The 13,014-nt window shown below is 73.0% G+C and carries 14 protein-coding genes and 5 tRNA genes; 8 read left to right on the top strand and 11 right to left on the bottom strand.

The genetic code is table 11. The features are described 5' to 3' along the window. Positions 1–136: 136 nt before the first annotated feature. Positions 137–694 carry a CGNR zinc finger domain-containing protein gene (locus tag ACFWVV_RS27805; protein ID WP_384355635.1) on the top strand — a complete coding sequence of 186 codons (558 nt, stop codon included), beginning with the start codon at positions 137–139 and terminating at the stop codon, positions 692–694. Positions 695–754: 60 nt separating this feature from the next. On the opposite strand, the gene ACFWVV_RS27800 is transcribed toward ACFWVV_RS27805, so the two are convergent. Together ACFWVV_RS27800 and ACFWVV_RS27795 are read right to left on the bottom strand one after the other, a co-directional pair. Continuing rightward, entirely contained in the window at positions 755–913 is a 159-nt protein-coding gene (locus ACFWVV_RS27800) for a hypothetical protein (protein ID WP_384355633.1), read from the bottom strand. Positions 914–1,077: 164 nt separating this feature from the next. Then, positions 1,078–1,533, bottom strand: a complete 456-nt coding sequence (locus tag ACFWVV_RS27795; protein ID WP_384355720.1) for a hypothetical protein — start codon at positions 1,531–1,533, stop codon at positions 1,078–1,080. A gap of 160 nt (positions 1,534–1,693) precedes the next feature. Between ACFWVV_RS27795 and ACFWVV_RS27790 the strand changes: the two genes are divergently transcribed. After that, the gene (locus tag ACFWVV_RS27790; RefSeq protein WP_384355631.1) at positions 1,694–2,212 is read left to right on the top strand and encodes a DsbA family protein; all 519 of its coding nucleotides are present in this window, start codon (positions 1,694–1,696) and stop codon (positions 2,210–2,212) included. Positions 2,213–2,255: 43 nt separating this feature from the next. Here the strand turns inward: ACFWVV_RS27790 and ACFWVV_RS27785 are convergent, their stop codons facing one another. The 3 genes from ACFWVV_RS27785 to ACFWVV_RS27775 are packed head-to-tail and all read right to left on the bottom strand — an operon-like array spanning position 2,256 to position 5,020. Further along, a complete protein-coding gene (locus tag ACFWVV_RS27785; protein ID WP_384355629.1) occupies positions 2,256–3,095 on the bottom strand; it encodes a GNAT family N-acetyltransferase in 840 nt (279 codons plus the stop codon). Between the two features lie 42 nt (positions 3,096–3,137). Beyond that, positions 3,138–3,959, bottom strand: a complete 822-nt coding sequence (locus ACFWVV_RS27780; RefSeq protein WP_384355627.1) for an aminotransferase class IV — start codon at positions 3,957–3,959, stop codon at positions 3,138–3,140. Continuing rightward, positions 3,956–5,020 carry a chorismate-binding protein gene (locus tag ACFWVV_RS27775; protein WP_384355625.1) on the bottom strand — a complete coding sequence of 355 codons (1,065 nt, stop codon included), beginning with the start codon at positions 5,018–5,020 and terminating at the stop codon, positions 3,956–3,958. The genes ACFWVV_RS27780 and ACFWVV_RS27775 overlap by 4 nt, the downstream gene beginning before the upstream one ends. 202 nt (positions 5,021–5,222) lie before the next feature. Between ACFWVV_RS27775 and ACFWVV_RS27770 the strand changes: the two genes are divergently transcribed. The 5 genes from ACFWVV_RS27770 (at position 5,223) to ACFWVV_RS27750 (ending at position 5,703) form a co-directional block, all read left to right on the top strand. Further along, a tRNA-Gly gene (locus ACFWVV_RS27770) sits at positions 5,223–5,295 on the top strand. A gap of 40 nt (positions 5,296–5,335) precedes the next feature. Then, positions 5,336–5,409: transfer RNA gene (locus ACFWVV_RS27765), tRNA-Cys, on the top strand. Between the two features lies 1 nt (position 5,410). After that, positions 5,411–5,482 (top strand) — tRNA-Val (locus ACFWVV_RS27760). A gap of 39 nt (positions 5,483–5,521) precedes the next feature. Next, positions 5,522–5,593, top strand: a tRNA-Val gene (locus ACFWVV_RS27755). A 38-nt stretch (positions 5,594–5,631) separates the two neighbouring features. After that, positions 5,632–5,703, top strand: a tRNA-Val gene (locus ACFWVV_RS27750). 130 nt (positions 5,704–5,833) lie between these two features. Here ACFWVV_RS27750 and ACFWVV_RS27745 read toward each other — a convergent pair. The 4 genes from ACFWVV_RS27745 to ACFWVV_RS27730 form a co-directional block, all read right to left on the bottom strand. Then, positions 5,834–6,145 (bottom strand): zf-TFIIB domain-containing protein, encoded by a 312-nt coding sequence (locus ACFWVV_RS27745; RefSeq protein ID WP_384355623.1) that lies wholly within the window; start codon positions 6,143–6,145, stop codon positions 5,834–5,836. A 4-nt stretch (positions 6,146–6,149) separates the two neighbouring features. Further along, positions 6,150–7,268 carry a phosphotransferase gene (locus ACFWVV_RS27740; protein WP_384355621.1) on the bottom strand — a complete coding sequence of 373 codons (1,119 nt, stop codon included), beginning with the start codon at positions 7,266–7,268 and terminating at the stop codon, positions 6,150–6,152. Positions 7,269–7,845: 577 nt separating this feature from the next. After that, positions 7,846–8,067, bottom strand: a complete 222-nt coding sequence (locus ACFWVV_RS27735; protein WP_384359096.1) for a hypothetical protein — start codon at positions 8,065–8,067, stop codon at positions 7,846–7,848. A gap of 259 nt (positions 8,068–8,326) precedes the next feature. After that, positions 8,327–8,575, bottom strand: coding sequence for a hypothetical protein (locus tag ACFWVV_RS27730; RefSeq protein WP_384359095.1), 249 nt, complete (start codon positions 8,573–8,575; stop codon positions 8,327–8,329). Between the two features lie 231 nt (positions 8,576–8,806). Here ACFWVV_RS27730 and ACFWVV_RS27725 point away from each other — a divergent pair, with 231 nt between their 5' ends. Then, positions 8,807–10,090, top strand: a complete 1,284-nt coding sequence (locus tag ACFWVV_RS27725) for a serine/threonine-protein kinase (RefSeq protein WP_384359093.1) — start codon at positions 8,807–8,809, stop codon at positions 10,088–10,090. 40 nt (positions 10,091–10,130) lie between these two features. Here ACFWVV_RS27725 and ACFWVV_RS27720 read toward each other — a convergent pair whose 3' ends face one another. Both ACFWVV_RS27720 and cobA read right to left on the bottom strand, forming a co-directional pair. After that, a complete protein-coding gene (locus tag ACFWVV_RS27720; protein ID WP_384359091.1) occupies positions 10,131–10,976 on the bottom strand; it encodes a TrmH family RNA methyltransferase in 846 nt (281 codons plus the stop codon). 63 nt (positions 10,977–11,039) lie between these two features. Continuing rightward, positions 11,040–12,338, bottom strand: coding sequence for a uroporphyrinogen-III C-methyltransferase (gene cobA / locus ACFWVV_RS27715; protein WP_384359089.1), 1,299 nt, complete (start codon positions 12,336–12,338; stop codon positions 11,040–11,042). Positions 12,339–13,014 lie beyond the last annotated feature (676 nt).

Genomic DNA, 13,014 nt, shown 5'->3' with positions numbered 1-13,014 from the left:
CGTGGCGACGGCGCCGCTGTGCGTTGCGGGGTAGGGCCCGTGCGGGCGCCTCCGTGTGCGAACGGTGCGCTTGCGTGTACGACTAGAGTCGTCCGGCATCGGCGGGCACCGGCCCGCAGCAGGCCAGGGAGCGAACGTGCTGATCCCCCACGACACCCGGAAAGCCCTCGACGTCGTCGTCGATCTGGTGAACACCGCGCCCGAGAGCGAACCCTCCGACCGCCTCGCGGATCTGGCGGCGCTGGAGGCCTTCGTACGGATCCACGACGTGAGCGACGTGGGCCGGCTCGGCGAGGACGACCTGCGGGCGGTACGGGACGTCAGGGCACGCTTCGCGGAGGTGTTCGCGGCGCCCGACCCCCGGGCGGCCGCCGAGCTGATCAACCAGCTGGTGGCGGCGGCCGGGACGACGCCCCGGCTGACCGACCACGACGGCTTCGACTGGCACGTGCACTACTTCGCGCCCGGGGCCTCCATGGCGGACCACCTGGCGGCGGACTGCGGCATGGCACTGGCCTTCATCGTGGTGTCCGGTGAGCAGGAACGGCTGCGGCGCTGCGAGGCACCGGACTGCCGGCACGCGTTCGTTGACCTGTCGCGCAACCGGTCGCGACGCTACTGCGACAGCCGCACCTGCGGGAACCGGCTGCACGTGGCGGCGTACCGGGCCCGGCGTAAGGAAGCCTCCGGCTGAGCGGCGGCCGCGGTCCCGGCGGGGCCCGTGCAGGCCCGCGGCGCCGCGCCCCGGGGATGGTCAGTCCAGGAACAGGTCATGGACCGCTCCCATCATGAGCAGCGAACCGATCAGCGCGAGGAAGATCATCAGCGGCGGCTGGGAGAGCGCGAAGAGGCATCCGCGCGCTTCTTCGGCAGGGGCGGGCACCGGGGATTCGTCCGGGGAGGTCTGGAGCATCTCCGGCCGATGATGACGCAGGCCGGTGGTACGGAATGACCAACACGCCCACTATTGGCGGCAGTTCATGGAATTCCGTGCAAATCCACAATCGCTTCACTGTCCGAATCGCCAGGCTTTCGGGGCAGCCGGCCTCCTTCCGGCGCTATGCGCAGATGCCTCGTTCAGATGCCGTGCTTCTTCAAAATGGCCTCGATGTCGGAGAAGTCCTCTTCGGCGGCCTTCTTCGGCTTCGCCGCGGGGGCGGGAGCCGCAGCGGGCGCGGCTGCCGGCCCCCCCTTGCCCAGCGAGGGGGCCGAGGCCGCCGGTGCCACCGCGTCGCGCTGTGCGGCCTTCGCGGCCCTGCGCTCCTTGCGGGTTCCGCCGCCGCGGCGCTCCACCGCGCGGGTGGTCAGGAAGAGCAGCCAGGCGAGCGCGAGCACACCGAAGCCCGCCCACACCATGGGTTTGAACACCATGCCGGAGATCCAGCCCACCGCCCCGGTCATCACCAGGCCGACCGGTACCAGCGAGTAGGCGGCCAGCCGGGTAGCGGCGAGGAACCGCTTCCGGTACGCGGTGATCGCGGCGATGCCCAAGCCGGCCGCGGACACCGCCGAACAGATGGTCTCTACCAGCAGCATCGGTCCTCCAGCGGTGGGAAGTGCAGTCCCTCCCATCCTGCACCGCCGGACACGGCTGCGGCCATCCTCGGACCCGGTCTCAGGGAGATCTCCGGGGTGCGGCTCCTCCCCAGGTCCCGGTTGGGGCCCGGGGCGTACGACTGGGAGACTGGACCCCATGAGCAACCCCTCTCCCACCGCTCCCGCCGTCCCCGTCGTCCTGGACGTCTGGTGCGAGCTCCAGTGCCCCGACTGCCACACCGCCCTCGCCGATCTGGACGCGCTGCGCGCCCGCTACGGGGAGCGTCTCGACATCCGGCTGCGGCACTTCCCGCTGGAGAAGCACCGGCACGCCTACGACGCGGCCCAGGCCGCCGAGGAGGCCTTCGCGCAGGGCAAGGGCTGGCCGTACGTGGCGGCGGTGCTGGCCCGCACCGGAGAGCTGGGCGAGCGCGGACAGCCGCTGCTGCTGGACGTGGCGCATGAGCTGGGCCTGGACGCCGAGGAGTTCGACACCGCGCTGATCGACGGCAGGCACCTGCTGATCGTGGACGCCGACCAGGCGGAGGGCAAGGCGATCAAGGTGACGGGTACGCCGACGTACGAGATCGGTGGGGAACTCCTCGACGGCAGCAAGGACCAGAGCGGGCTGCGGGAGCGCATCGAGGAGATCGCGGACCGGCTGCTGGCGCTCTGAAGCGGTTGCCGAAGCGGATCCCCGGCAGGTTCGTCACGCGCCGCTAGAGCAGGTTCTTGAAGCAGTTGAGGTGCGTAGTGCGGAAGCCGAGCGACTCGTAGAGGCGCAGGGCCGGGGTGTTTCCGGCGAAGACGTGCAGGCCGAGGCGGGTTTCGCCGTCCCGCAGGGCGACCCGCTCGGCCTGTGTCATCAGGGCCCGCCCGTACCCCCTGCCGCGGTGCCGCTCGTCGACCTCGACGTCGTACACGAAGGCGGCCCATTCGCCGGGGGCGACCTCGTGCCGCCCGGTCCACAGGAAGCCGACCTTCTCGCCGTCGGCCAGCAGATGGCCGACCGAGGTGTGCGCAGTGGCGAGGCCCTCCGGGAGGAAGCGCCGGTCCGAGTCGTCCGCCTTGGCGCGGGCCTGTTCGGGGGCCAGGCCCCGGTCGGTCAGGCTCCGCGCGAAGCTCTCCCGCGACTGCCGCCGCCACTGCTCGTACTCCGGCTGCGTCATGGTCCTGGCCGTGAGCCCGGCGGGGAGCTCGGGGGGCTCCGCGGGCAGGTCCTTGAGCATGTTGCGGCTGCGTTCGACGTAGCCGAGGGCGGTGGCCATCCGCACGGCCGGAGCCGCGTCCGCGGGCACGGTCACCAGCACCTGGTCGCACCGCCAGCCGCGCAGCACCTCCTCGGCGGCGAGCGCCGCGACGGTGCCGCGGCCGCGTCGGCGGTCCGGCTCGTCGATCCGCAGCAGCCGGATCCGGCCCACCGAGGGCCCGAACTCGGGCTCGGTGGCGATCTCCGCGGTGCCGACGGGGCGGCTGTTCACGCATACGTCGTAGGTGCGCGAGCGCGCGCCCCCGTCACTGGTCCGGAGCGGCCCGGTCGGCCGTAGGGTCGTCGTCATCAAGGGAGTTGTACCCGCCCCCGGCCGCCCCGTCATCATGGATTACGGGTCGAGCTCGTCCGCGGCCCGCTCGGCGAAGACGCGCATCGCCTTCGCCGTGACAGGACCGGGTGCGCCGGGCAGCTCACGGCCGTCGACGCGGTGGACCGCCTGCACGTCGCGCAGGGTCGAAGTCAGGAAGATCTCGTCGGCCCGTTCCAGGACCTCCAGCGGAAGGTCCCGTTCCCGGGCGCCGGTCCACTCGACGGCCAGTGCGCGGGTGATGCCGGCCAGGCAGCCCGAGGCGACGGGCGGGGTGAGCAGCTCGCCGTCCAGAACGACGAAGACGTTCGACCCCGTGCCCTCGCAGAGCTGTCCCACGGTGTTCGCGAACAGGGCCTCGGACGCCCCGTGCTCGCGCGCGCGGGAGAGCGCGACGACGTTCTCCGCGTACGAGGTGGTCTTGAGCCCGGTGAGGGCGCTGCGCTCGTTGCGGGTCCAGGGGACCGTGACGACGGCGGTGCTGTCGGGGCGGCGGGCGCACTCGCCGAGCGCGACGATCAGTGTGGGTGCGGCGTCGCCGCGGTCCGAGCCGAGCGGTGAGACGCCTCCGGTGTAGGTGACGCGCAGCCGGCCGAGCGGCATCGGGTTGGCGTCGAGCACGGCGGCGCAGGCGCGGCGCACCTCGTCGTGGTCGGGATCGCGCAGGCCGAGGCCGCGCGCGGAGGCGGTGAGCCTGTCCAGGTGACGGGTGAGGGCGAAGGGGCGCCCCTCGACCGCTTTCATCGTCTCGAAGACGCCGTCGCCCACGGTCATCCCGTGGTCCAGTACGGAGACCTTCGCCGTGTCGGCGTCGGACAGTCCGCCGTTGACCCAAATTTTCATGACCCGGCCCTTCCGCTTGCACTTGCTGTGACGTCGTGGGCACCCGACGCTACCGCGAGCAGTCTGGACGCCTTCAGCTCGGTCTCCGCCCATTCCCGTTCCGGGTCGGATCCCCAGGTGATGCCCGCGCCGGTGCCGAACTTCAGGGCGGGTCCGCCCGGGGCCGCACGGTCGATCCAGAAGGTGCGGATGCCCACGGCCAGCTCGCCGGTGCGGCGGTCCGCGTCGATCCAGCCGATGCCTCCGCAGTAGGGGCCGCGGGGCGCTGTCTCCAGCGCTTCGATGATCTTCAGTGCGCTGGACTTGGGGGCACCGGTGACGGACCCCGGCGGGAAGGTCGCCGCCAGCAGCCCGGCCCACCCCGCCCCCGGGCTCAGTTCCGCGTGGACCGTGGACACGAGGTGGACGAGGCCGGGATGCGGTTCGACGGCGCAGAGCCGGGGAACGGTGACGCTGCCGGTGACGGCGACCCGGCCCAGGTCGTTGCGTACCAGGTCGACGATCATCACGTTCTCGGCGTGGTCCTTCTCGAGGAGGTCCGCGGCGGTCCTCCCTGTCCCCTTGATGGGGCCGGACTCGACGACGTCCCCGTCGCGCGACAGGTAGAGCTCGGGGGACGCGGTGGCTATCTCCACGCCGTGCGCGGGCAGCCGGATCGTACCGGCGTACGGGGCCGGGTTGCCGCGGGCGAGCAGCGCGGTGAGGGCGTCGATGTCGGCACCCGGGGCGATGGGTGCGCTCAGCACGCGGCAGAGGTTGGCCTGGTAGACCTCCCCCTTCGCTATGTGAGCGCGGATGCGGCGTACACCCGCGGTGTAGGCGGCGTGGTCGAGCGAGGACGTCCAGCTGTCGGCGGCGGGCCCCCGCCAGGCGCCGGGGACGGCGGCAGGCACCGGCTCCCTGCGGACGTCGCCGAAGCGGGCACAGACGAGCCGGCCCTCGAAATCAGCTGCCACGGCCCAGAAACCGGCGGAGTCGAGGGCCGCCGGGTCGCTGGTCACGTCGCGCAGATCGGAGGCGACAAGGCTGCCGAAGCGGGCGAGAGAGGGAAGGTCGTGCACGTCATCGAGTCTATGGCGGGGCCGGAGGCGGCACCCGGGGCGGACTCCCATGGTGACCCGGCCGGTCCGCTGCGTGACCCGACGGCCGAAGTGGGTACCGGGGACAGCGCAGCACGCTGCACAAACGCGTTTTTGTACTGGACCGGGAATCCGCTAGAGTTCAACACGTCGCCGGGACACGCAAGTGGAACGGAACAGACAAGCGGACGTAGCTCAGTTGGTAGAGCACCACCTTGCCAAGGTGGATGTCGCGAGTTCGAGTCTCGTCGTCCGCTCGATAGTGGGGGTTCTTCCCGATACCCTTACTGCACTCCTGGTGGAGTGGCCGAGAGGCGAGGCAACGGCCTGCAAAGCCGTCTACACGGGTTCAAATCCCGTCTCCACCTCCAAGCGCGATTAGCTCAGCGGGAGAGCGCTTCCCTGACACGGAAGAGGTCACTGGTTCAATCCCAGTATCGCGCACGCAGCACAACCGAAGATCTGGCCCGCAAGGGCCGTCCCGCGCGATTAGCTCAGCGGGAGAGCGCTTCCCTGACACGGAAGAGGTCACTGGTTCAATCCCAGTATCGCGCACGCAGCACCGGCAGTATCCGGTCCGCATGGATCGTCCCGCGCGATTAGCTCAGCGGGAGAGCGCTTCCCTGACACGGAAGAGGTCACTGGTTCAATCCCAGTATCGCGCACCGCAGTTGAAGCCCCCGACCGCATTTCGGTCGGGGGCTTCTTCATGTGCGCGACGTGCCGGCGCAGGTGACGTGCCGAGGCAGATGACGTGCCGAGGCAGGTGACATGTCGGCGCACGCGGAGTGCGGCTCAGGAGGAGAAGAGCATACGGCCGAAGCCCTTCTGGCGGTGCTGGCCGTGGTGGCCGCCATGGCCTCCGTGACCGCCGTGACCTCCGTGGCCGCCGTGCTGAGGGGCGCCCCAGGCGGGCGCGGGGGCCGTGGGGTACGCCTGCGGAGGCGCGGGCGGCGGGGCCTGCTGGGACCACTGGGTCTCCAGGCGGGTCAACGACTCGAGCTCGCCGTAGTCCAGGAAGATGCCGCGGCAGTTGCTGCACTGCTCGATCTGGACACCGTTGCGGTTGTACGTGTGCATGGGGGCGTGGCACTTGGGACAGTGCATGGGCTCACTCCTCGGGTCGTGGGCTTCCGGCCGGACGGACCGTCTGTCCGACGGGTCCTGAACGTCGCCGGGATGCAGCATGCCCGGTGCGCGGGACTTCACCCGGGGACGGAGGCTTCTCGTCCTTCTCGGGCGGGAGCGAGGCGATGCGGGCGCAGGAATCGATCATCAGCTGCTCGACCTCGTCGAGGGGGCGCTGCTCGGCTGTGGACTTGGCAAGGGCGAGCGCGGCCGTCTGGACCGTAAGGGCCCGGGCAGCGACGTCGAGTTCCGGCCAGGGGTCCCCGTCGGGGCGTACGGCGGGGCCTCCTGCCGCACGGTACGCGGCGAGGAAGCGCTGCCAGGTGTCGGGCTGCAGCAGGCCTGCGGCGTACCAGGCGGCCGGGCGGGCCAGGTCCCAGGCGGGGTCGCCGAGTCCGAGGTCGTCGACGTCGATGAGGTGCCAGGGGCCGTTCGGGGCGGGGTGACGGACGAGCTGGCCCAGGTGGAGGTCGCCGTGGCAGAGGGTGCGCGCGGGGCCGGGGGCCTCGTTCCTGGCCCGGGCGGGGAGGCCGTGCCAGGCGGCGAGGACCGCGTCGTGCGGGCGGGTGGCCCGCATCCGGGCCACCGCACGGGCGGCCTTCGCGGGGCCGCGCATGGGCGGGAGCGGCATGGGGAGCGCGGACGCGTCGGTGCGGTGCAGGCGGGCGAGGAGGACGGCGGTCTCCTCCCAGGGGGCGGAGTCCGGGTCCTCCGGGTCGACGGGTGTGCCGAAGGGCCAGACGGACAGAGGCCGGCCGTCCGTCTTCACCGGTCCGACGGGGGGCGGCAGCGGGGGCAGGAGGATGCCGGCCAGGAGGGGGTGAGCGGCCACGGCGATCCGTACGTCCAGGGCGGTGGGGTCGGCGTCCGGGGCGTGCGCCTTGACGACGAGGGGGCCGTGACGGACGACGGTGCCGTCGGGACGGTCGGCGAGGAGGGTGAGGGTATGGGGGGCGTGCCGGCAGAGGTCGGCTGCTGTCGGCGGGCCGCCGCGGGCGGGACGGTCATTGATGCGGGACGTCGGGGGCCCGGGGGGTGGTGGGTGGGCTGTGGCTGCGGCCAGGGTGGTCAGGACCGTGGTGACGGTGGTGGTGGCGGTCATGGAGTCCCCCGGTGGTTCGGGTTCGGCGAGGTGAGGGAGCATACGGGCCGCACGGGCGTGGGGAGGCCAGCAGGGGGGGGCGGGGCGGGTGCACGGTGGCGTGGGCGCACAGTGGGCGGGCGCTCGGTGGGCGGGTGCACGGCGGGGTGAGGGCGAGGGCGGCCGCTCGGGCGCCGGGGCGGGGCATGGGGTGCGCGGGGCCGGGGCTGTGGGGTGCGCGGGACCCAGGGTGTTCGGCTCCGCCGGGGGCCGCCCCCTTGCCCGCCCGTCCCGCCCCCGGGGGGCGGCCCCGCCGCCCACGGCGGCGGGGGTAGGGGGTCGAGCGGCCCCGCCGACCAAGGGGGGGAGGAGCGTGGGGGCGGCCCTGTCGCGCAAGGGGGCTGGGGGTAAGGGCGCGGGTGCGGGGCGGGGTGGTGTTGTGTCGTACGGGGCCGGAGGGGTCCGGGTACACGTTTGCCCGGACAGCTCCCCAGCTGTCCGGGCAAACTCAGCCGTCCGCCGCACCCCCGTCCCCACGGGGCTGATGGGCCTAGTGCTGTGGTTCGATCCGGGCCGCTCTCCCGGATCGTGGCGCCGCTCAGCGCCCCAGCAGCACACCCACGGACGACGCTTGTGCGACCACTGCTTCCCAGCCTCCGAAGAGGAAGAGGAGCAGGGCAGCCAGGGGAAGGACCATGGCCGTTGCCACCAGGGGGTGGCGCGGGCCGGAGTTGCGTCCGCCGAACACCGTGAGAGCACGGCGGCCGTGGAGGCGAAGCGCAGCGTTGCGGCTGATCGTCCTCGATGCCGTGTGCGCCATGGTCCCTCTCCTGTCGTGTAGGAAGCGGCGGGTGTCTGACCTCGGGGGACGAGTGCTCCACCCACCGCTTGATTTCAAGATTAGGGGCGGGTGCGCACCCGGACGTCATGCCCTCGTACCGAATGTCTGGCCTCCCGGAGGATGACCTGCCGGGTGACGGTCTACTCCCCTGGGTGGAGAGGAGGGTGGAGGAGTCGGGGACTTCCCCGAGGGGGCACCCGGGGGATGCCCCCACGGTGGGCCGGGACTGCCCGCTGTCCTACTCCTCGGTGCCGCGCCGTTCCGAAGCGTCTTCCCTGGGTACCGGCTGTTCGACCAGGGCAAGGACACGGGTGGCCATGAAGCGCGCGGTGCGCACGACGCTGCCGCTGCGGGTGACTTCACTCACTTCCACCACCCCCCTGCGGACCGCCGTCTCGACCCTGCGGCCCGCCCTGCTGGCCACCATCTCGTACGTCCGGGTGGTGTCCCCGGCGTCCACCACTATCTCGACCCGATCGCCCTTCATTGATCCAATCCCCCTTCTGCTGCGGCCCGTTGAGAGTGAGCAGGAGTCAGGGACACAGGAACGCACGTTCCCTGACCGTGCTTCAAGTTTCTCACCCGGCACTGACAACGGATCGATCCGCGAGGGTGTGGCCTATGAGCACACCGCGCCACGGGTACGTAAGCTGTGCCACGTCGAACGGACCGGTCAGCAGTGGGGTGGGGGAGGCTCCACCGAAGGTAGGGGACGGACATGGCGATGATGCGGCTCCGGCGCGAGGACCCGCGTGTCGTCGGCTCGTTCCGGATTCACCGGCGGCTGGGCGCGGGCGGTATGGGTGTCGTTTACCTGGGATCGGACCGGCGGGGCCAGCGGGTCGCGCTGAAGGTGATCCGGCCCGACCTGGCGGAGGATCAGGAGTTCAGGTCGCGCTTCGCGCGCGAGGTGTCGGCGGCCCGACGGATCCGTGGCGGGTGCACGGCCCGGCTGGTGGCCGCAGATCTGGACGCGGAGCGTCCGTGGTTCGCGACGCAGTACGTTCCCGGGCCCTCGCTGCACGACCGGGTCGCCGAGGAGGGCTCGTTGATCGCCGCCGAGGTGGCGGCCATCGGCGCCGCGCTCGCGGAGGGACTGGTCGCGGTGCACGAGGCCGGCGTCGTACACCGGGATCTGAAGCCGTCGAACATCCTGCTCTCGCCCAAGGGGCCCCGGATCATCGACTTCGGCATCGCGTGGGCGACCGGGGCGAGCACGCTGACCCATGTGGGCACGGCGGTGGGCTCCCCCGGCTTCCTGGCGCCGGAGCAGGTGCGGGGGGCCGCCGTCACTCCGGCGACGGACGTGTTCGCGCTCGGGGCGACGCTGGCGTACGCGGCGACCGCTGACTCGCCGTTCGGGCAGGGCAGCTCCGAGGTCATGCTCTACCGGGTGGTGCACGAGGAGCCGCTGCTCGACGGGGTGCCGGACGCACTGGCTCCGCTCATCCGGGCCTGTCTGGCGAAGGACCAGGAGGAACGTCCCAGCACGCTCCAGCTGTCGATGCGGCTGAAAGAGATCGCCGCGCGGGAGGCGCAGGGGGGCGGCCCGGAGAAGCGGCCTCCGGCACAGCGCGCCCCGGCCGCTGACGCGTACGCCGACCAGCGGACCCAGCGGACCACCCAGCAGCGGCGTGCCGCGGAGCAGCGGACGGAGAGCACCGGTCAGCAGCCCGAGCCGCGGGGTCACGGGCAGCAGCCGCGCGGCTCCCAGCCCCGTAACGGCCCGTTCTCCGCGCGCAACGCCGCACCGGCCGGCGGACGGAACACCACCCGGTCCGGGGCGGCCCGCAAGGGCACCCGGCCGGGGGCGCGCCCGACCTCGGGGGGCAGGCTGCGGCCCGCGAACCCGCGGTTGCTGCGGCAGCGGCTCGTGGTGTTCGTAGTGGTGACACTGCTGGTCGCGCTGGGTATCGCCGCGGCGCAGGGGTGCCAGGGGCCGGCCCGGGGGCTGGGGTCCGAGGTGCCGCGTCAGGTCATGGCCCAGGCGCAGCTCCTGTAGACCGGCGGCGGCCCGGGGCGGGCCCCGGAGCCTTGGTGGTTCAGGGACGCCGGGCGCGGGTGGCGTAGAAGGCGACGGCGGAGGCCGCTGCCACGTTCAGCGAGTCGACGCCCGCTTCCATCGGGATGCGGACGTGTTCGTCCGCGCCGATGAGGGCCTCGGCGGTGAGTCCGTCGCCCTCGGTTCCGAAGATCAGGGCCAGTCTGTCGTCGTCGCGGGCGGCGAGTTCGTCGAGGGTGATGGCCTGTTCGCTCAGGCAGAGCGCCGCGGTGGTGAAGCCGGCCGAGCGCATCAGCCCGATGTCCTGCGGCCAGGACCGCAGGCGCGTCCACGGCACCTGGAAGACGGCGCCCATGGACACCTTCACCGCGCGCCGGTAGAGGGGGTCGGCGCAGCGGGGGGTGAGCAGGACCGCGTCGACCCCCAGGGCCGCCGCGTTGCGGAAGGCTGCACCCAGGTTGGCGTGGTCGACGATGTCCTCGAAGACCGCGACCCGGCGGACGGGGTGGTCCTCGGGCCCGCCCGGCCGGTGTGCGGCGGTGAGGATGTCGGTGGCGGCCGGCAGCGGTTTGCGCTGCATGGAGGCGAGGGCGCCGCGGTGCACGTGGTAGCCGGTGACCCGCTCGGCGAGGTCCGGGCTGACGGCGTACACCGGGGCCGGGACCTCGTCGATGACGTCGCGCATGACGTCGACCCACTTGGCGGACAGCAGCATCGACCGCATCTCGTACCCGGCCTGGCGGGCGCGGCGGATGACCTTCTCGCCCTCCGCGATGAACAGGCCCTCGGCGGGCTCGCGGCGGCGCCGCAGCTCGACGTCGGTCAGGTTCGTGTAGTCGCTCAGGCGCGGGTCGTCGGGGTCGTCGATGGTGAGGAGATCGGCCACAGGGTGATACTGCCTTGTCGTGGGTGCGGTGCCAACGGGGGCGGGCGGGCTCGTTACCCGCGGTTACTGGGGCGGGGCGCCGAGGGCGGTGGTGTTCACCGTGACGACGTCGCCGATGACGATGACGGCGGGCGGCCGTACGTTTTCGGCCTTGGCCTTCTCCCCCACCGTCGCCAGGGTCGCGTCGACGCGGCGCTGGGTCGCCATCGTGCCCTCCTGGATGATCGCCACCGGGGTGCCGGGCGCGCGGCCGTGGGCGACCAGTGCCTCGGCGATGGGGGCGATCCGCTCGACCGCCATCAGCAGGACCAGGGTCCCGCGCAGTTTGGCGAGGGCCGCCCAGTCGACCAGCGAGCGCGGGTCGTCGGGGGCGACGTGGCCGCTGACCACGGTGAACTCGTGGGCGACGCCCCGGTGCGTGACGGGGATGCCGGCCGCGCCGGGGACGCTGATGGTGCTGGAGATGCCGGGGACCACGGTGCAGGCGACGCCCTCGGCGGCGAGCGCCTGGGCCTCTTCCATGCCGCGGCCGAAGACGAACGGGTCGCCGCCCTTCAGCCGTACGACGGCCTTGCCCTGTTTGGCGTGGTCGATGAGCGCCTGGTTGATCGCCTCCTGGGCCATGAAGCGGCCGTACGGGATCTTCGCGGCGTCGATGACCTCGACGTGCGGCGGCAGTTCGTCGAGCAGGTCGCGGGGGCCGAGCCGGTCGGCGATCACGACGTCCGCCTCGGCCAGGAGGCGGCGGCCGCGCACGGTGATCAGGTCCGGGTCACCGGGGCCGCCGCCGACCAGGGCGACACGGGGGGTGCCGTCGGCGGCGTGCCGGGCGCGGTGGCGGGGGGCGGCGAGGCTGCCGTCGCGCAGCCCTTCGACGACGGCGTCGCGTACGGCGGCGGAGCGGCGGGGGTCGTGGCCGGTGAGGACCGCGATGGTGACGCCGTCGGAACGTCCGGTGGCGGGGGTCCAGGCGGTGGCGGCCTCGGCGTCGTCGGACCGGACGCACCAGGTGCGGGTACGTTCGGCCTCGGCGGAGGCGGCGGTGTTGGCGGCGGGGTCGCTGGAGGCGACGAGGGCGTACCAGGTGTCGGCGAGGTCACCGTCCTGGTAGCGGCGGCGCTCCCAGGCGATCTCGCCGGCCTCTGCCATGGCTTCCACGGAGGGGGTGGCGGAGGGGGAGATCAGGGTGATGTCCGCACCGGCTGCGATGAGGGCGGGGAGGCGGCGCTGGGCCACCTGTCCGCCGCCGATGACCACCGTGCGGCGGCCCAGGAGGCGCAGGCCGACGGGGTAGGCGGGGGTTTCGGGCGTCGGCTGGGCGGCTGCGGCGTGCGGGTCACCTGCGGCGGCGTGCGCGGTCATGGCGTGCGGCTCCTCGGGAGGGCGATCGGGAGGTCCCGGACGGGAGGGCGACCGCTTCGGCGGTGGAGCGGCGCTGGTGAGGTGTTCATGCGGTGTTGCGCGGGGATCGTGCTGGTGGGGCGGGGTTTTCGGGGCCCCGGTCCTTGGGGCACTACCTTACGGGCGGGGTGGGGGTGGGGGTGCGGTGGGGCAGTGACGTTCCCCGCATGGGCTGGGGGGCGGTGGGTGGGTGGGGTGGCGTGGGGTGCCCCTTCAGGGGGCGGGCTGTGACGTGGTGCGGTCCGCGGCGCGGGCGGGGCCTTCAGGGGCGCGGGGAACTGCGCGGCCGGCCACGGGCGAGCCGCACTCCCCCGCCTGCCCTGGCCGGGCTCGCCACCCCGGGGTCTGGGGCGGAGCCACCCGCGCGGCGGAGCCGTGAAGTGTCACAGTCGGGAGGGGGCGGGGTGGGGTGAGGCCCCGCGCAGCGGACCACTCCGGGGACGGAGCGGAACCTTGGCGGCGGGGGCCGGGGTGGGGCGGGTCCCAGGTGCACGGCTCCGCCGGGGGCCGCCCCCTTGCCCGCCCTCCCCCAAGCTCTCGACTTCGCTCGAGCAGGGGGGACCCCCGCGCCCCCCGGGGGGCGCGGCCCCGCCGCCCAAGGCGGCTGGGGGGTAAGGGGCAGGGGTGGGGGCGGCCC

It is taken from the genome of Streptomyces sp. NPDC058663, assembly GCF_042716745.1.
Classification (GTDB): Bacteria; Actinomycetota; Actinomycetes; order Streptomycetales; family Streptomycetaceae; genus Streptomyces.
Note: the sequence above shows the minus strand (reverse complement) of the source record. Positions and strands in the feature narration are given on the sequence as shown.